At 70.0% G+C, this 17,335-nt stretch carries 17 protein-coding genes; 9 read left to right on the top strand and 8 right to left on the bottom strand.

Going from position 1 to position 17,335, the window contains the following annotated elements; all coding sequences use genetic code 11:
* Positions 1–154 precede the first annotated feature (154 nt).
* The 3 genes from ACWFRB_RS16120 to ACWFRB_RS16110 all read left to right on the top strand — a co-directional run bounded on the left by ACWFRB_RS16120 (position 155) and on the right by ACWFRB_RS16110 (position 4,916).
* Complete coding sequence (locus tag ACWFRB_RS16120; RefSeq protein ID WP_452642141.1) at positions 155–1,507, top strand: hypothetical protein; 1,353 nt, start codon at positions 155–157, stop codon at positions 1,505–1,507.
* A gap of 89 nt (positions 1,508–1,596) precedes the next feature.
* Positions 1,597–2,532 carry a glutamate ABC transporter substrate-binding protein gene (locus tag ACWFRB_RS16115; RefSeq protein ID WP_452642180.1) on the top strand — a complete coding sequence of 312 codons (936 nt, stop codon included), beginning with the start codon at positions 1,597–1,599 and terminating at the stop codon, positions 2,530–2,532.
* Positions 2,533–2,669: 137 nt separating this feature from the next.
* Positions 2,670–4,916 (top strand): tetratricopeptide repeat protein, encoded by a 2,247-nt coding sequence (locus ACWFRB_RS16110; protein WP_452642179.1) that lies wholly within the window; start codon positions 2,670–2,672, stop codon positions 4,914–4,916.
* Between the two features lie 46 nt (positions 4,917–4,962).
* Here ACWFRB_RS16110 and ACWFRB_RS16105 read toward each other — a convergent pair whose 3' ends face one another.
* The 3 genes from ACWFRB_RS16105 to pta all read right to left on the bottom strand — a co-directional run bounded on the left by ACWFRB_RS16105 (position 4,963) and on the right by pta (position 8,946).
* Positions 4,963–5,559: a dihydrofolate reductase family protein gene (locus tag ACWFRB_RS16105; RefSeq protein ID WP_452642140.1), complete on the bottom strand. Its 597-nt coding sequence runs from the start codon at positions 5,557–5,559 to the stop codon at positions 4,963–4,965.
* A 76-nt stretch (positions 5,560–5,635) separates the two neighbouring features.
* Positions 5,636–6,853 (bottom strand): acetate kinase, encoded by a 1,218-nt coding sequence (locus tag ACWFRB_RS16100; protein WP_452642139.1) that lies wholly within the window; start codon positions 6,851–6,853, stop codon positions 5,636–5,638.
* Entirely contained in the window at positions 6,850–8,946 is a 2,097-nt protein-coding gene (gene pta / locus ACWFRB_RS16095; protein WP_452642138.1) for a phosphate acetyltransferase, read from the bottom strand. The genes ACWFRB_RS16100 and pta overlap by 4 nt, the downstream gene beginning before the upstream one ends.
* A gap of 656 nt (positions 8,947–9,602) precedes the next feature.
* Here pta and ACWFRB_RS16090 point away from each other — a divergent pair.
* Together ACWFRB_RS16090 and ACWFRB_RS16085 are read left to right on the top strand one after the other, a co-directional pair.
* On the top strand, positions 9,603–9,950 hold the full coding sequence (locus ACWFRB_RS16090) for a hypothetical protein (protein WP_452642137.1): 348 nt from the start codon (positions 9,603–9,605) through the stop codon (positions 9,948–9,950).
* Entirely contained in the window at positions 9,937–10,542 is a 606-nt protein-coding gene (locus ACWFRB_RS16085) for a hypothetical protein (RefSeq protein ID WP_452642136.1), read from the top strand. Before ACWFRB_RS16090 ends, ACWFRB_RS16085 begins: the two co-directional genes overlap by 14 nt.
* Before the next feature lie 17 nt (positions 10,543–10,559).
* Here the strand turns inward: ACWFRB_RS16085 and ACWFRB_RS16080 are convergent, their stop codons facing one another.
* On the bottom strand, positions 10,560–10,919 hold the full coding sequence (locus ACWFRB_RS16080; protein WP_452642135.1) for a YybH family protein: 360 nt from the start codon (positions 10,917–10,919) through the stop codon (positions 10,560–10,562).
* 116 nt (positions 10,920–11,035) lie between these two features.
* Between ACWFRB_RS16080 and ACWFRB_RS16075 the strand changes: the two genes are divergently transcribed.
* The gene (locus ACWFRB_RS16075; RefSeq protein WP_452642134.1) at positions 11,036–11,989 is read left to right on the top strand and encodes a LysR family transcriptional regulator; all 954 of its coding nucleotides are present in this window, start codon (positions 11,036–11,038) and stop codon (positions 11,987–11,989) included.
* On the opposite strand, the gene ACWFRB_RS16070 is transcribed toward ACWFRB_RS16075, so the two are convergent.
* Positions 11,920–12,522 (bottom strand): suppressor of fused domain protein, encoded by a 603-nt coding sequence (locus tag ACWFRB_RS16070; protein ID WP_452642133.1) that lies wholly within the window; start codon positions 12,520–12,522, stop codon positions 11,920–11,922. The genes ACWFRB_RS16075 and ACWFRB_RS16070 overlap by 70 nt on opposite strands.
* 208 nt (positions 12,523–12,730) lie before the next feature.
* Here ACWFRB_RS16070 and ACWFRB_RS16065 point away from each other — a divergent pair, with 208 nt between their 5' ends.
* Entirely contained in the window at positions 12,731–13,339 is a 609-nt protein-coding gene (locus ACWFRB_RS16065; RefSeq protein ID WP_452642132.1) for a glyoxalase, read from the top strand.
* A 75-nt stretch (positions 13,340–13,414) separates the two neighbouring features.
* Here ACWFRB_RS16065 and fgd read toward each other — a convergent pair whose 3' ends face one another.
* Both fgd and ACWFRB_RS16055 read right to left on the bottom strand, forming a co-directional pair.
* Positions 13,415–14,422 (bottom strand): glucose-6-phosphate dehydrogenase (coenzyme-F420), encoded by a 1,008-nt coding sequence (gene fgd / locus ACWFRB_RS16060; RefSeq protein ID WP_452642131.1) that lies wholly within the window; start codon positions 14,420–14,422, stop codon positions 13,415–13,417.
* A gap of 101 nt (positions 14,423–14,523) precedes the next feature.
* Positions 14,524–14,865, bottom strand: coding sequence for a YidH family protein (locus tag ACWFRB_RS16055; RefSeq protein WP_452642130.1), 342 nt, complete (start codon positions 14,863–14,865; stop codon positions 14,524–14,526).
* Positions 14,866–15,102: 237 nt separating this feature from the next.
* Between ACWFRB_RS16055 and ACWFRB_RS16050 the strand changes: the two genes are divergently transcribed.
* Complete coding sequence (locus ACWFRB_RS16050; RefSeq protein WP_452642178.1) at positions 15,103–15,570, top strand: C40 family peptidase; 468 nt, start codon at positions 15,103–15,105, stop codon at positions 15,568–15,570.
* Between the two features lie 97 nt (positions 15,571–15,667).
* Here the strand turns inward: ACWFRB_RS16050 and ACWFRB_RS16045 are convergent, their stop codons facing one another.
* Positions 15,668–16,144: a hypothetical protein gene (locus ACWFRB_RS16045; protein ID WP_452642129.1), complete on the bottom strand. Its 477-nt coding sequence runs from the start codon at positions 16,142–16,144 to the stop codon at positions 15,668–15,670.
* A gap of 383 nt (positions 16,145–16,527) precedes the next feature.
* On the opposite strand from ACWFRB_RS16045, the gene ACWFRB_RS16040 reads away from it, so the two are divergent.
* Positions 16,528–17,289 (top strand): HAD-IIA family hydrolase, encoded by a 762-nt coding sequence (locus ACWFRB_RS16040; protein ID WP_452642177.1) that lies wholly within the window; start codon positions 16,528–16,530, stop codon positions 17,287–17,289.
* Positions 17,290–17,335: the final 46 nt, after the last annotated feature.

Here is a 17,335-nt window from a genome sequence, read left to right as displayed (position 1 = left end):
GCCCCACATCCGGCCACGTCGCACCCCACGCGGTCCCTCACGCCTCGTCAACTCGTTCACGACCGAACTTAGGCCAGTCACGCACAACAAAGCTCAGTTACTGCTTATATGCTCCCCCTTGACTGGCATCCGGGCCAGCTGGGAAGGGTGCGTGGTGGCCGTTCGGGAAGCACCGTCGACGGAACCGCTCGGCGATGACCTCGCGCCGCGGTCCGTGCCTGCCGATTCCCAGGGCCGATACAACCGGCTGTCCGAGTTCCTCAGGACGACCCCCGCCAAGCTGCTCGCGCTCGGGACCGCGCTGATCGTGGTGTCGCTGATCGCGGGCACCGTCGCCGCCATCCAGGTCGCGGACCGGCAGCGCACCCTCGACACGCTGCTCAACCAGGTCGAGCCCCAGGCGAACGCCACCCAGAACCTCTACAGCTCCCTCTCGATCGCGGACGCCGCGGCCACCACCGCGTTCATCTTCGGCGGCATCGAACCGGCCGTGGTCCGCGACCGGTACACACAGTCGATCGGCGAGGCGGCCGCCGACCTGATCGGCGCGTCCAGCGGCATCGTCGAGACGAACGCGGCGGGTCAGAAGCTGCTCACCGAGCTGTCCACCGGGCTGCCGGTCTACACCGGCCTGATCGAGACGGCCAGGTCCTACAACCGCAGCGGCTACCCCGTCGGCACCGCGTACCTGCGCGAGGCCTCGTCCATGATGCAGTCGACCCTGCTCCCGATCGCCGAGGAACTGCACGGCCAGCAGGCGGAGGCCGTCGTGCAGAACCAGGACGAGTTCGCCACCCCGCCCTGGCTGGCGATCGGTCTGCTCCTGCTGTCGCTGATCGCCCTCGTTGTCGGTCTGGTCCTGCTCGCCGGATGGACCCGGCGGATGCTGAACCCGGGACTGATCCTGTCCGCCGTCGCGATCGCGGCGCTGCTCGGGTGGCTGCTGATCGCCGGGCTGATCTCCTCGACGTCCACCGGACGGGCCCTGGAGCAGGGCGCCCGGCCGCTGATGCAGCTGACCACCGGGCGCATCCTCGCGCAGCAGGCCAGGGCCGACGAGACCCTCGGCCTTGTTCGCCGCGATGTGAAGGGCGGCTATGCGGAGGCGTTCGGAACGCACCTGGCACGCCTCGAAGAGATCCTGGCCGACTATCCGAACGACGGCCGCGTAAAGGTGGCCACCGATCTGGTCGGCCAGGCGGCCGGGGCCGGGAAGGACTGGTCCGCCGCGCACGAGCGGGTGCAGCGCCTGCTCGACAACGGCGACTGGGCCGGGGCCGCCGCCGTGGTCACCGGCCCCGGTGAGGAGGACTCGACGGCACACTTCGCCAGGGCCGACGCCGCGCTCGACGAGGCCATCGTGACGACCCGCAGCGAGCTGCGCGCCGATATCGGCCGCGCCCACTCGACCCTGTACGGCCTCGGATCCGGCGCGCTCGTGCTCTCTGCCGTGGCCGCGGCAGGCGTCGGGGTCGGCCTGTGGCCACGGCTTCGGGAGTACCAGTGACGAGATCTGCGTCCGGATCGGCAGGGCGACGCCCGACGCGACCGCGGTGGCGGACCGCTGGGGCTGCCCTGCTCGTCGCCGCGTCCCTGATGACGGCCGGCTGTACGCAGGCCGAGCCGGGCATCGTCGCGGACACCCGCGGCTACACCGAACCTCCCCTGCCCGAGGGGGCCACGATCGCGCCGCGTCCGACGGGACCCCCGACGGACGCGGCGAACTGCGGAGACCCGACGGCGAGCCTGCGTCCCTTCGCCGGCGTCCCACCCGAGCCGCCGCCGCCGAGCGCCTCCCTCGCCGAGATCCGTGCCAGGGGCAGGCTCATCGTCGGTCTCGACACCGGCAGCAATCTGTTCAGCTTCCGCGATCCGGCGACGGGCGCCATCGAGGGCTTCGACGCCGACATCGCCCGCGAACTGGCACGCGACCTGGTCGGCGACCCGAACCGGGTGGAGTTCCGGATCCTGTCCTCCGCGGGCCGCATCCCGGCGCTGATGAACAGCACGGTCGACGCGGTGGTCAAGACGATGACGATCACCTGCGAGCGCCGGGAGAAGGTCAACTTCTCCACCGTGTACTTCGAGGCCCAGCAGCGGGTACTCGCGGTCAAGGGGTCCGGCATCACCGGCGTCGCCGATCTGGCGGGCAGGCGGGTCTGCGCGGCCGAGGGCACCACCTCCGTCGATCGCATCCAGCGGGTTCAACCCGAGGCGACCGTGGTGACGGTCCCGAACTGGGGCGACTGCCTGGTGGTGTTGCAGCAGCGGCAGGTCGACGCGGTGAGCACCGATGAATCGATCCTGGCCGGTCTTGCGGCACAGGACCCGTACCTGGAGATCGTGGGCGAGAGCCTGAGCTCGGAGCCGTACGGGATCGGGATCAACAAGTCGGATGACGACCTGGTGCGGATGGTCAACGGAAGCCTGGAGCGGATGCGCCGGGACGGCACCTGGAATCGGATCTACGATCGGTGGCTGAGAGTACTCGGGCCGTCGCCGGGCCCACCGGTCCCGCACTACCTGGACTGAAAGCGGAGACAATGGCTGGAACGCAAGGAGATCCGGGACCGGAGCCGTCGGTCCCGGAGCCGCCGATCGCGTCGACCGAGCGGTCCGAACGGACCCAGGCCTCGACGCCGGAGCCGTCCGCCCGCACCCAGGCCTCGATGCCGGAGCCGTCCGTCCGCACCCAGGCCTCCGCACCGGAAGTGTCCGGCCGCACCCAGGCGACCGCACCGGAGTCGTCCGCACCCGCCCGCACCACCGGGCGCGGGAGTCGCTCGCAACGGTCGCGGACGAGCGTGCGCCGTCGCCTCGGTGCCGGGCTGGTCGAGGTCCCGCCGGTCACCGCCGTCGAGCCCGCCGACGCGGTGATGGTCGATCCCGTCGTGCCGGAGAACAAGCGGTTCTGCTGGAAGTGCGGGAAGCCGGTCGGCCGCAAGAACCACTCCGAACCCGGGGCGTCGGCGGGCACCTGCCCCTCCTGCGGCACCATCTTCGACTTCACCCCGCTGCTCGGCGCCGGCGACCTGGTCGGCGGCCAGTACGAGGTGCAGGGTTGCATCGCACACGGCGGGCTCGGCTGGATCTACCTTGCGATCGACCGCAACGTCAGCGACCGCTGGGTGGTGCTCAAGGGCCTGCTGCACTTCGGGGATGCCGAGGCACAGGCCGTCGCGCTCGCCGAGCGGCAGTTCCTGGCGGAGGTGGCGCACCCGAGCATCGTGAAGATCTACAACTTCGTCGAGCACCCACGGCCCGACGGCAGCCCGATGGGGTACATCGTCATGGAATACGTCGCCGGGCATTCGCTCCGCGACGTACTCAGCACTCACCAACGGCCGGAACGGATTCCGGTCGAACAGGCGATGGCGTACGTGCTCGAGATCCTGCCCGCGCTCGGCTACCTGCATTCGGTTGGCCTGGTCTACAACGACCTCAAGCCGGAGAACATCATGATCACCGACGATCAGCTCAAGCTGATCGACATGGGTGCGGTCGCCGGCATCGAGGACTACGGCTACCTCTACGGCACTCCCGGGTACCAGGCGCCGGAGATCCTCAAGACCGGCCCGACCATCGCCTCCGACATCTACACGGTCGGCCGGACCCTCGCCGTGCTCAGCCTCCAGATGCCCTCCGCCAAAGGCAAATATCTCGACGGCCTGCCCGGCTCCGAGCAGGCACCGCTGCTCGCCGAACACGAGTCCTTCCATCGGCTGTTGCTGCGGGCGACCACCGCCGATCCCGACCACAGGTTCAGCTCTGCGGAGGAGATGGCCAGCCAGCTCACCGGAGTCCTCCGCGAGATCCTGGCCCAGCAGAGCAACGAGGAGCGGCCGGGGCTCTCCGAACTGTTCAGCCCGCAGCGCACCACCTTCGGGACCGAGGAGGCGGTGCGGCAGACCGATGTCTATGTCGACGGCCGCAAGCACGAGCCGACCATGTCGGGGCGCGACATCACGGCCGCGCTCGCCGTTCCGCTGATCAACCCGTCCGATCCGAGCGCCGCCCTGCTCGCAGCCGCGGTGCACGCCGAGCCGGATCAGACCCTGGACGCCATCCGCCACGCCAGGGCGAACGGGCTCGAACGAACGGTGGACGGCAGCGCGGGGTTCACCGCCGAGATCGCCCTGGCCGAGGCGAAGGCGCACCTCGACCTCGGCGACGCCACCGAGGCGTCACGGGTGCTCGGTTCGCTCAGCGCGACAAAGGGATCGAACTGGCGGGTCGACTGGTACGGAGGCATGACCTCCCTGCTCAGCGCCGAGTACGAACAGGCGATGAGCCAATTCGAGTCGGTGCTCGGGGCGCTCCCCGGCGAGATCGCCCCGAAGCTGGCGTTGGCCGCCACCGCGGAACTCATTCTCCAGCACTGGGACACCGACCAACCAGAGCAGTGGCGCGGATTCGCCGAGAAGTACTACCGAACGGTCTGGCGTACGGACCGCAGCATGGTCAGCGCCGCCTTCGGGCTCGCCAGGCAACTGGCCGACCGCGGTGACGTCACCGGTGCGATCGCGGCCCTCGATCAGGTGCCGCCGAGCTCGCGGCATTTCAACGTGGCCCGGATGACCTCGGTGCTCACGCTGCTCTCGGGCGGGCCGATCGAGGAGATCCGCGAGACCGCGATCAGGGAGGCCGCGCGCCGAGTGAACGCGTTGCCGCCCAACGAGGGCAGGGCCCTGCAGATGCGCACGCTGGTGCTCGGCACCGCGCTGGACTGGGTGCTGCTCGGCCACGTCGCGAAGTCCGAACACGAACCGATCCTCGGTGTCGCGTTCACCGAACGGGGACTGCGCGCGGGCACCGAGGCCGGGTTGCGGGCCCTCGCGCGCAACGCCGAGGACCGCAGACACCGATACGCACTCGTGGACCTCGCCAACTCGATCCGGCCCAAGAGCCTGGTCTGAGCCGGCATCGCACGGTCCCCGCCCGATCGGACGGGGACCGTCGCAGCTAGCCCGCTGTGACCGGCCGGTAGGTGCAGACGTGCACACCCGCGGGGCTGATGGCCGTGGAGACCAACTCGAGGCTGTTCAGCTTGCCGCCGTCGGGGAAGATCTTCTTCCCGCCACCGAGCAGCACCGGCATGACCATGAGCCGGAGCTCGTCGACCAGGTCCTCCTGCAGGAGGGTGCGCACCAGGGTTGGGCTGCCCATCACCACCAGGTCGCCGGCCGCGGTCGCGCGCAGCTCCCGAATACGGGCAACGGCCTCGTCGCCGGTGATCCGCGTGGTGTTCTCCCACGTCAGCTGGTCCTCACCGAGGGAGTCGGACACGACGTACTTCGCGATGGCGTTCATCCTGTCGGCGAACGGGTCACCTGCCCGCTCGGGCCACGCCCCCGCCATCGTCTGCCATGTCCGGCGTCCGAACAGCAGCGCCTCGGCCTTGCTCAACGCATCGTCGAACGCGCCGCCGACCACCTCCGGGTCGAAGAACGGGTGCGACCAGCCGCCGTGGGCGAAACCACCGTCGGTGTCCTCCTCGGGTCCACCGGGGGCCTGCACGACGCCGTCCAAGCTGATGAACTCGCTGATAACGATGCGCATGGGGCTCGCTCCTCTTCCGTTGTTTTCGTCTCTGGTGGGCTTCTTCAGGGATGTAGACCCTCGCGCCGCTCGAAAATCATCGCTGCCCCTGCTCGCCCGCGCGATCGGTGGCGAAGCGGCGCGCGGCCCTTGCGATGGCCAGCTCCTCGTTTGTCGGCACCACCAGCACCGTGACCCGCGACGAGTCCGTCGAGATCACCCGGGCGGAGCGGTCTTTCGCCGCATTACGCTCGGGGTCGATCTCGATCCCCAGCGTCTCGAGACCGGCGAGCGCGTCGGCACGGACCTCGACCGCGTTCTCGCCCACCCCTGCGGTGAAGGCGATGACATCGACCCGGCCCAGGGTCACCAGGTACGCACCGATGTACTTGCGCAGCCGGTGGATGTAGACGTCGTAGGCGAGCCGGGCCGCCTCGTCGCCCTCCCCGATGAGACGGCGGAGCTCGCGGAAGTCGTTGACCCCGCACAGCCCCTTGAGCCCGGACCCGCGATTGAGCAGGTCGTCGATGGCGTCCACGTCCAGGTCCGCGCTGCGCCGCAGGTGCATCACGATGCCCGGGTCGATGTCGCCGCTGCGGGTGCCCATCACCAGACCCTCGAGCGGGGTCAGCCCCATCGAGGTGTCCATCGCCCTGCCGCCCGCGATGGCCGAGGCCGAGGCCCCGTTGCCCAGGTGCAACACGATCTGGTTGAGCTCGGCGTTGTCCCGGCCGAGCACCTCGGCCACCCGGCCGGAGACGTACTCGTGCGACGTGCCGTGGAATCCGTAGCGGCGCACCCCGTGTGCCGCCGCCACCTCGGCATCGATGGCGTAGGTCCTGGCCTCCGCGGGCAGCGTGTGGAAGAAGGCGGTGTCGAAGACCGCGACGTGCGGGACGTCGGGGAACACCCGCATCGCACTCTCGATGCCGACCACGTTCGCCGGATTGTGCAGCGGGGCAAGGGCGGACAGCCGGGAGATCTCAGCGATCACGTCGGCGGTGATCCGCGTCGGCCGGTAGAAGACCTCGCCGCCGTGCACCACGCGATGGCCGACCGCGGCAACGCCTGCCGTCGTCAGATCCATGCCCGCCTCCGCGAACATCGCGAAGGCCAGCCGCAGGCCCTCCGCGTGGTCGGCGATCGGACCGCGATGCTCGCTGTCGGTGCCGCGCTGCCGGTGCCCGATCACGCCGTCCGGCTCGCCGATCCGTTCGACGAGCCCCGAGGCGATGGCCTCGCCGCCGTCGGGGTCGATCAGCTGGTACTTGATCGAGGACGAACCCGAATTGATCACCAGCACAGGACCGTTCACCGCTGATCTCCTTCTGTGACGCCCTGCGCCTGGATGGCCGTGATGGCGACCGTGTTGACGATGTCCTGAATCAGCGCGCCGCGGGACAGGTCGTTGACCGGTTTTCTCAGGCCCTGCAGGACCGGGCCGACCGCGACGGCCCCCGCACTGCGCTGCACCGCCTTGTACGTGTTGTTCCCGGTGTTCAGATCGGGGAACACGAACACCGTGGCCCGCCCCGCCACCTTCGAATCGGGCAGCTTCGTGCTCGCCACCGTCGGCTCGATGGCCGCGTCGTACTGGATCGGCCCCTCCACCAACAGGTCCGGCCGCCGTTCGCGGACCAGGACCGTCGCCTCGCGGACCTTGTCCACCTCAGCGCCGGAGCCCGAGTCGCCGGTCGAGTACGACAGCATCGCGATCAGCGGGTCGATGCCGAACTGGGCCGCGGTCTGCGAGGAGGAGATCGCGATGTCCGCCAGCTGCTCCGAGGTCGGGTCCGGCACGACCGCGCAGTCCCCGTAGGCCAGCACCCGGTCGGCCAGACACATCAGGAAGATGCTCGATACGGTCGAGACGCCCGGCGCGGTCTTGATGATCTCGAACGACGGCCGGATCGTGTGCGCGGTGGTGTGCGCGGCACCGGAGACCATGCCGTCCGCGATCCCCAACTGCACCATCATCGTTCCGAAGTAGGAGATGTCGGCCATCACCTCGCGGGCGCGTTCGACGGTCATCCCCTTGTGCGCCCGCAGCCGCGCGTACTCCTGCGCGAACCGGTCGGTGTACTCGCAGTTCGTCGGGTCGAGCACCGTGGCCGCGCTCAGGTCGACGCCGAGCTCGGCGGCGCGCCTGCGCACCGGGCCCTCCTCACCGAGGATGGTCAGGTCGGCGACCTTGCGCTGCAACAACCGTCCGGCCGCCCGCAGGATCCGGTCGTCGTCCCCCTCCGGCAGCACGATGTGCTTGCGGTCCGCCCGGGCCCGCTCGATCAACTGGTACTCGAACATCTGCGGGGTCACCACCTCGGGCCTGGCGACCTCGAGGCGGGCCAGCAGGTCCGCCGCGTTCACGCGCTGCTCCATCAGGCTCAGCGCGGTGTCCACCTTGCGCTGCGAACCGACCCCGACCCGTCCCCTTGCCTGCGCGGCCGCGCTGGCGGTGTCGAATGTCCCGAGGTCGGTGGTGAGGATCGGCAACCGCGGTTTGAGGCCGGCGACAAGCTTCGCGATGGCGGGGTGCGGCGCGATGCCGCCGTTCATGATGATCCCGGCGAGCGACGGAAAACCCTCCGCCTCATGGGCATTGACCATCGCGAGCAGCACGTCGGATCGATCGCCAGGGGCGATCACCACCACGCCCTCGGAGAGCCGCTCGAGGATGTGTTCGGCGGTCATCCCGCCGACCATCACGCGCAGCGCCTCGCGCTGCAGCAGCTCGGGATCCCCGCTGTACAGCTCGCCGTCGACCGCCGTCAGCAGCTCACCCATGGTCGGCGCGACCAGCAGCGGGATCTCGGGCAGGGTCCATGCAGGCACCGCCATCGGCTCCAGCGCCGTCGTCACCTCGCCGAGCCGGGCGGGGTCGCAGCGGTTCGCGACGATGCCCACCAGGTGGGCGTGCTGGGCGCGCAGCTCGGCCGCGCAGATCTGGGCCAGCTGCAGCACCTCGTCGGGGGTCCGGCCAGACCCGCGAAGCGCCAGCAGCACCGGCGCATCCAGGTTCACCGCGATCCGGGCGTTGTAGCTCAGTTCGCTCGGGCTGGCGACGTCGGTGTAGTCGCTGCCGATGATCACCACGGCGTCGCACTGTTCCGCGACATCGTGGTAACGCGAGACGATCTCGCTGAGCGCCAGCTCCGGATCGGCGTGCACCTGCTCGTAGGTGACGCCGAGGCACTGCTCGTAACTGAGATCCGCCGACGCGTGGTCGAGCAGCAGCTCCAGGATGTAGTCCGGCTCGTCGGTGGAGCGCGCGATCGGCCGGAACACCCCCACCCGGGCGGCCGAGCCGCTGAGCATCTGCAGCACGCCGAGCGCGATGGTCGATTTCCCGGTATCGCCCTCTGGGGAGGCGATGTAGATGCTCGAGACTGCCGACTCCGCGGATGCCATGGCGTCCACCCTAATGGTGCGGATCGCGGTCCGCCGACGGCCACGGCCCCTCGCCGCGGGCGCGCCGGAGTCGGGTAGTCGACTACGCGTGCCCGGCCCGGCACCCGGTGGCAATGTCGTTCTCAGGCCGGATCGTGTGATCCGGCCCCAGGGGATGAGTGTCGATGCGAACTACATCCCGGTCGATGGTGTCCGTGCTCGCCGGCGTGGTCGTCACGCTGGCGCTGGGCCTGTCCGCACCGGGTGCCGAAGCGGCGCCGCAGCAGTCGGTCGCGCTGCCGGTGGCAGGCATTCCCGGTTGGCCGGATCCGAACCCGGACGGCCCCGAATTGCCCCCTCTGCCGCCGATACCGCAGATACCAGAACCGCCCCCGGTGCCCCCGATCCCGCCGATACCCGAACCACCCCCGGTGCCGCCGGCCCCGCAGATACCCGAACCACCCCCAGTGTCCCCGGCCCCGCCCGCACCCGAACCGCCGCCAGTACCCCCAGTACCCCCGGTACCCCCGGCCCCGCCCGCGCCTGGACGGCCGGGCCCCGCATCGGCAGTCGTCACCGGCACGCCTAAGGTCTCGCCGAGCACTGCCGTCCACGGCCCGAAACAGGGTGGGTCGACGCCCACCATGGGCCCGACCGGTGCGCCTGCAAGCGGACCCGTGACCGAGGGGCAGCCCGATCCGCGTCCGGCTGTCACGTCTGATCGAGGTCCGTCGGGCACCGACGGGAACGTCACACCCGATGCGGCGGATTCCCCACCGGTCGCCCTGATCGCCCTGGCGGGGCTGACCTCCGTCGCGGCGGCCGCGGGCACCGGGGCCGTGGTGCGGGCCCGGCAAGTCCGGCGGTGGCCGACCGAGCACGTGCACACCCAGCCGAAGCCGGGGTCTCCCGTCGTCGCGGTCGAACCGCCGCCGGGCCAGATGCACGGTCATTCCGTGCGCCTCGAGCCAAGGGACGACGCCGGCAACCAGTTCATCGAGGAGAACGGCCGTGACCAGAACTGAGATCGTGACCAGAACGACCCTGCGCGCCACGGTGTTCGGGCAGCAGTCCGACGTTGCCCTGACCTCGCGCATGAAGCCACACCTGCCGCCCACCGGGATGACCCCGGACCGGGTGACCACCACGCGCGCGGTGCCCCGCTCGGCGCTGCGGCTGATCGACAACCGCATCCTGTGCACCGCGTTGCGATTCCTCGATCAGGACCCCTGCCCCCTGCTGTTGGCCGGTCTGAAGAAGTACCGGGCCCTCGCCGAGGCCGCGCGCGTCACCGCGGCCGCACCCGGCCGCGAGGAGGTGGTGATGCTGGTCGATCCCTACCGAGTCATCTCCGAGCACCGGCCGGAGGTGGCGCTGCTCATCGACGGCACCGAGGTCGCCCGCGTCGGATTCGACCTGCGGATCGCTTTCGGCATGTGCGAGACGGCGGTCGCGGTGCGGCTCGGGGCGATCGATTCCGTCGACTGTGAGGCAGGAGCAGTGTCCGTGGATCTGTCCGTCCCCGGCGGCGAGAAGCTACTGCACGGGGAGGCCGAATACTCGGTGCGGCGCGAGCTGCGGCCACCGGTCATGATTCCGGTCGATCCGCGCGCCTGACGTCGCCGGTGAGCGGCTCAGCCGCGGGACTCCGGGCGGTCGAGGACCCGCAACCAGCTCCCGTCCGGCTGACGCCGCACCACCTGGACCCGCCCGCCGGTGTCGTCCGCGGGCCGGGTGGAGGTCATCGCGAGGTCCCCGCTGCGCACGGTCGGCATCGGCTCCTCGACCTCGAAGTGCGGCCGGTCCGCCAGGAGCTGCTCGATGACGGCACGGATCGCCTCCCGTCCCACGGTCTCGCTGCCAGGGGGGAAAGCCAGCACGGCATCGGGCTCGTACAGCTCGGCGATCCCGGCCGCGTCGCCTGCATTGGCTCGCTCGACGAACATCCGGGCCAGATCCTCTGGCGTGGTTGCCTTTTCGCGTACTGCGGTCATCGCGGTCTCCCTCGTCCTCGCTCCGCGCGGAGCTGGTGTGCCTGACCACTCCATCCTGCGAGGACCGCGGCGATAAGTCCAAGAACTAGTTTGTCTCGTAGCTAGAATCTCCGGTTATGGAACTTCGTCAACTGGAGTACTTCGTCGCGGTGGTCGAGGAGGCGAATTTCACCCGGGCCGCCGAGCGGGTACACGTCGCGCAGCCGGGCGTCAGCGCGCAGATCCGGCGGCTCGAACGCGAACTCGGACAGGAGTTGCTCGACCGCTCGGGACGCACCGTGCGGCCGACCGCCGCGGGCGAGGCGGTACTCCCCCACGCCAGGGCCGCCCTGGCCGCGGTGGCCGGGGCGCGGACCGCCGTCGACGAGTTGGCGGGACTGATTCGTGGGCACGTGTCGGTCGGGATGGTCACCGCCGGCCCGACGGTCACCGTGGCGGACATGCTGGCCGGGTTTCACGCCGAGCACCCCGGCGTGGGTATCTCGCTCTCGGAGGACACCTCCGAGCGGCTACTCGGCGGACTGCGCGAGGGCAGGCTCGACGTCGCGCTCATCGGTCTGGCCGGACCGCCGCCACCGGAGGTGTCCGTTCACGTCCTCGTCGACGAGCCGTTCGTCGCCGCGGCCCCGCCGGGCGACCCACTGGCCGCCCGCGACACCATCACCCTCGAGGCGCTCTGCGACCGCGAACTGATCGCCCTGCCCCGCGGCACCGGCCTCCGCACTGCCCTCGACAACGCCTGCGCCCGAGCCGGATTCACACCCCGCGTCGCGTTCGAGGCGAGCGATCCGAATGTCCTGGCACGGTTGGCGGCGCGCGGGCTCGGGGTGGCCGTCCTGCCGACGACGGTCGCGGCCGCGCACGCGAGCGAGCTGCGGGCCGTCACCATCACCCGGCCCGGATTGCGCGGCCGCATCGCGCTCGCCTGGCGCTCGGACGGCCCGGCCAGTTCGGCGGCCGCAGCGCTGGTCGCGCACGCCCGGCAGAGCCTGCCCGCGCGTCAGAACACCGGCGCGCGATCGATGTCCGACACGTCCGCGCCTGCCTCCTCGAGCCGCCGGAACAGCTGATCGGTCCCGTTGGCGGCCGAGAACTCGAGCTCACTGTCGCTGATCGGCACCGCCTGCAGCCAGGTGTCGACACTCTCCTCGGTGTCGACCAGGATCTCCAGGTCCGGCCAGATGAACGGCACCACCAGGAGCAGGTGCTTCATCGACCGTGCCGGGTCCACCTCGCGGATCGCGTTCGGGATGATGCAATTCGGCGTGAGGTGGAACGAGCCGGACGCCACCGCGAAGGCGCACTGCGCGAGCACATCGGCCAGCGCCCGGTAGTCGGCGCGGCCGACCGTGACCAGCTCGGTTCGGATCGGCCGACCGTCGTCGGTGGTGACATTCGTCGGGAAGCGGGACATGTCCAGCGTCGCGTACGAGGCGTAACCCGGCCCCGGGCAGCCGTCCCCGACGGCGATCGACACCTCGTCCGGGGTCTCGCCGTCGGTGTCCGCGTCGACCGCGGCCCGGAATCGCAGCACCTGCGGCAGCCCGCCGAACACCGCCCCGATCCGGCGTGCGGCTTCCATGACCTCGTCGCTGGCATCCATGACGGGCAAGCCTAGTGCGCCGACCGGACGCCGGTCGGCTCGGAGGCGTGCCGGGCCAGCGCCCGCCGATCCGTGCCCCGATCAGTGGGCGGTTCCGTGGTCGCCACGGATGTGGACGGCCCCGTTACGGGAGATGCTGATGGCACTTCCGATTCACGACACCGAGCATCGACTCCGACTGCCAGCCCACCTCACCGAAGGAACTGACATGACCTCCATCGACCTCATCACCCTCGAAGTTCCCGACCCCAAGGCCGCCGAGGCCAGCTACGCCGCCGCCTTCGGATTGGGCGACAGGGTGAGGGTCCGCGCCTCCGAGACACCGACGACCGGCTTTCGCGGATTCGTCATGTCGCTCGTGGTCGCCCAGCCGAGCACCGTCGACAGCCTCGTCGGCACCGCACTCGACGCCGGCTTCACGACGCTGAAGCCCGCCAAGAAGAGCTTCTGGGGGTACGGCGGCGTGGTCCAGGCCCCGGACGGCACGATCTGGAAGGTCGCGACGTCGAACAAGAAGGACACCGCCCCGGTCACCCGTGAGGTCGACGACATCGTGCTGCTGCTGGGGGTCGAGGACGTCAAGGCGAGCAAGCAGTCCTACGTCGACCGCGGGCTGTCCGTGGGGAAGAGCTTCGGCAGCAAGTACGTCGAGTTCGCCACCCCGGGGTCGCCCGTCCGGCTGGCGCTCTACGGACGCCGTGCCGCAGCCAAGGATGCCGGCGTCTCACCGGATGGCACCGGATCGCACCGGATCGTCATCGGCAGTGACGCCGGAGCCTTCACCGACCCCGACGGATTCGCCTGGGAACGGGCCTGACGCACGGACGCACGCCGCCGGCCGGGAATCGCCTGCCACCGCACCCGGTGGCAGGCGTGCCGCCGTCAGGCCGACTCAGCCCAGCGCACGCAGCCGCGGCGCCAGGTCGCGCTCGAACAGCTCCAGGAACCGGCGCTGGTCGTGGCCGGGGGCGTGGAAGACCAGGTGGTTCAGGCCCGCATCGGTGTACTGCTTGACCTGCTCGACCGCCTCGTCGGGGTCGGAGGCGACGATCCACCGCTTGGCGACCTGCTCGATCGGCAGCGCGTCCGCGGCCGCCTCCATCTCGATCGGGTCCTCGATGGAGTGCTTCTGCTCGGCGGTCAGCGACAGCGGTGCCCAGAACCGGGTGTTCTCCAGTGCCAGCGCGGGGTCGGTGTCGTAAGAGATCTTGATCTCGATCATCTTGTCGATCTCGGCGACGTCACGCCCGACCTTCTCCGCGCCCTCGGCGACGGCGGGCATCAGCTTCTCGGTGTAGAGGTCCATGCCCTTGCCCGAGGTGCAGATGAAGCCGTCACCCGCGCGGCCCGCGTACCGGGCGACCACGGGGCCGCCCGCCGCGATGTACACGGGGATGCCGCCCTCGGGGACGTCGTAGATCGAGGCGCCCGCGGTGCGGTAGTACTCGCCCTCGAAGTCGACCCGCTCACCCGTCCACAGCTGGCGCATCAACTGCACCGACTCGCGCAGCCGCGCGAAACGCTCCTTGAACTCCGGCCACTCGCCCTGGTAGCCGGTGGCGATCTCGTTGAGAGCCTCACCGGTACCGACGCCGAGCATGATGCGTCCCGGGTAGAGGCAACCCATCGTCGCGAACGCCTGGGCCACGACGGCCGGGTTGTAGCGGAAGGTCGGGGTCATCACCGACGTGCCGAGCTGCAGGGTGGTGGTGCGCTCGCCAACGGCGGTCATCCAGGAGAGGGAGAACGGCGCGTGTCCGCCGTTGTGCCGCCACGGCTGGAAGTGATCGCTCACGGTCGCGCTGTCGAGGCCGTGCGCCTCGGCCAGTACGGCGAGTTCCACCAACTCACGCGGCCCGAACTGCTCCGCAGAAGCCTTGTACCCGAGCTTGAGAGCCACCGTTCCTCCTAGCGAGTGCTACCCGTCACAACCGAGACTCACTATGCACGGGACATTCTCGGCCCGCCACGGGGGGTCGGGTTCGCCCCGGCGCCGCCCGCTCATAGCGCGCCGATCACCGTCACCACCACGGTGATCCCCGCGACCAACGACACGGCGACGGCGAACAACCACAACTCTTTGGCCTCGGGCATCGGCGCACCGCGTTCGAGCGCGTGCCGGACCTGCAGCCAGCGCCGCATGCCGACGAGCGAGGCCGCCACGGCCAGCAGGATCAGGATGAGCCCCAGCAGGGTGCGCACCCATCCGGTGCTGAAGTCGGGCACCAGGTGGACCATCGCGATGCCACCGGCCAGGAACCCGAGCGAGGTCCGCATCCACGCCAGGAACGTCCGCTCGCTCGCCAGGGTGAACCGTTCATCGGGCCGCTCGATTTCCGCCACGGGGTGATCTTCGCACCGGCCGTCGTGCCTGCGTCGAATCCGCGCCGGTTCGCGCCCGCAGTGTTGCGCTGTGGGCCACAATATGCAGTGACCTGTAACACTCCGCGACTGTTCTGTGATCCAAGGTGTCAGAGATCCAATCCCAGGTGCCCCACCGAGGAGGACATTTCCGTGACCCCATCCACGACGAACGGCAGATCCGGGAAGTACCTACGCAGGACACTCGCCGGGACCGCACTGGCGGCCTGCCTCGTGACCTTGCCCGTCGCACCGGCCCTGGCCCAGCCCGGCAGCTCCGGAAGCGCGGGGAGCTCGGGAAGTGCGGGGAGCTCCGAGTTCGCCCTGCCCGTCTCGAGCCCCGCGGGTCTCGTCGCGCTTGCGGCGGCCACCACCCAGACCGGCAAGCCCTACCTCTGGGGCGGCACCGGCCCCAACGCCTGGGACTGCTCGGGCCTGACCCAGTGGGCGTTCCGGCAGGCCGGGGTGCAGCTGCCGCGGGTCAGCCAGCAGCAGGCATGGGCAGGCAACCCCGTCCCCGCGTGGGCGATGGCTCCCGGCGACATCATCACGTTCCGCGCCGCGAACGACCACGTCGGCATCTACGCGGGCTTCGGGCAGGTCTTCAACGCCTACGGAGCAGGCGTACCCATCGGGTTGACCCCGCTGTCCGAGCTGCCGCCGATCAACCAGGTCCGCCGATTCTGAGGCCTCCCGGCCGCGACGGTTCCTGCCGACCCCACCCCACGCACGCCGGATGGCCGGCATCCGCGGTACGGATGCCGGCCATCGGGTCACGGGGCTACTAGCTGCCGAACCCGCCGAGCAGTTCGAGCAGGCCGAAGTCCTGGCTGCCCGAGCCGGGGGTCGGGGTCGCGGTGCCGGTCAGGGTCACCTTCGCGACCGGGCCGAGCTTGACGTAGGGGTTGACCTTGTCGCCTTCCTTGCACTGGGTGATCACGGCGTAGGTGCCTGCGGGCAGCACGATCGAGGTGCCGGTGGCGGCGCCGCCGCTGAAACCGGCGTACTTGATCTCGTCGACGCGGGTGGTCTTGTCGTAGATCGCGGCGTCGAACGGGAAGATCTGCGCCTCGCAGTGGTTGAGCGGCTCGGTGGTGGCGATGTCGTGGAGCGCGACGGTGATGGTGTTCTCGCCGTGCGTCACCGTCGACGAGCCGGTGACCGCCGCCGAGCCGAGGGCGGGGTTCGCGATCAGTGCGAGCGCGGAGAATCCGGCGATGGCACCGGCACCGGCGATACGGCGCTTGATGGAAGTAGCCACGTGAGTGTGTCCTTTTCGGTTGTCGCCGCGCGCTCCGACGCGCACGGTGAATTAGTCGTCGCGCCCGAACCACACGGGGGTGGCCGGCAGGTCAGATCTGCCGTGCAGCGCGAAACATGGTTAGCCTGCCCTTCATGAGGGCAGGCTTAGTAAAGGCCGTGCGCCGACCGATGTCAACCTCCGTGACGACGATCACTTTCGCATTCAAAACCACTGGTAAAGAGCTTGCAGACCGCCCAGTTCGGATCGTCCGAATCGCCCGAAAATTCGAACCGCGGGACGTCCGCCTGCCCACATGTCGGCGCGAAGCGACACCGGGAACACCGACCCCGCACAATTGACCGGTGACCACCGACGAGCGGAACCCCGGCTGGACCTATCTCATGGACATGGACGGGGTCCTCGTCCACGAGGACCACCTGATCCCGGGGGCCGACGAGTTCCTGGCCGAGCTGCAGGCGGCGGGCACCCCGTTCGTCGTGCTGACCAACAACTCGATCCGCACTCCCCGCGACCTGCGCGCCCGCCTCGTGCAGACCGGCCTCGACATCCCCGAGGAGGCGATCTGGACCTCGGCGCTGGCCACGGCGACCTTCCTGCGCACCCAGCGCCCGAACGGCAGCGCCTACGTGGTCGGCGAGTCCGGACTCACGACCGCGCTGCACGACATCGGGTACGTGCTCACCGATCGGGATCCGGACTACGTGGTGCTGGGCGAGACCCGCACCTACTCGTTCGAGGCGATCACCACCGCGATCCGATTGATCGAGCGCGGCGCCCGGTTCCTGGCCACCAACCCCGACGCCACCGGGCCCTCACGCGAGGGTTCGCTGCCCGCGACCGGGTCGGTGGCGGCGCTGATCACCAGGGCCACCGGGCGGGAGCCGTACTACGTCGGCAAGCCGAACCCGTTGATGATGCGCTCGGCACTGCGGGCGATCGGCGCGCACTCCGAACACACCCTGATGATCGGCGACCGGATGGACACCGACGTCGTCTCCGGGCTGGAGGCGGGGCTGCAGACGATCCTCGTGCTCACCGGCATCTCCACCCGGCAGTCCGTCGAGATGTTCCCCTACCGACCGACGCGGGTGATCGAGTCGGTGGCCGATCTGGTCGGCCGCACCGCCAACCCGTTCGGCTAGCCGCTGCGCGCCCGTGCGTGGTTGACGAGTCCAGGGACTCGTCAAC

The sequence above is a fragment of the Rhodococcus sp. NPDC055112 genome, assembly GCF_053607505.1.
The sequence above is the reverse complement of the archived record's forward strand: the minus strand, read 5'-3'. Positions and strand labels throughout refer to the sequence as shown.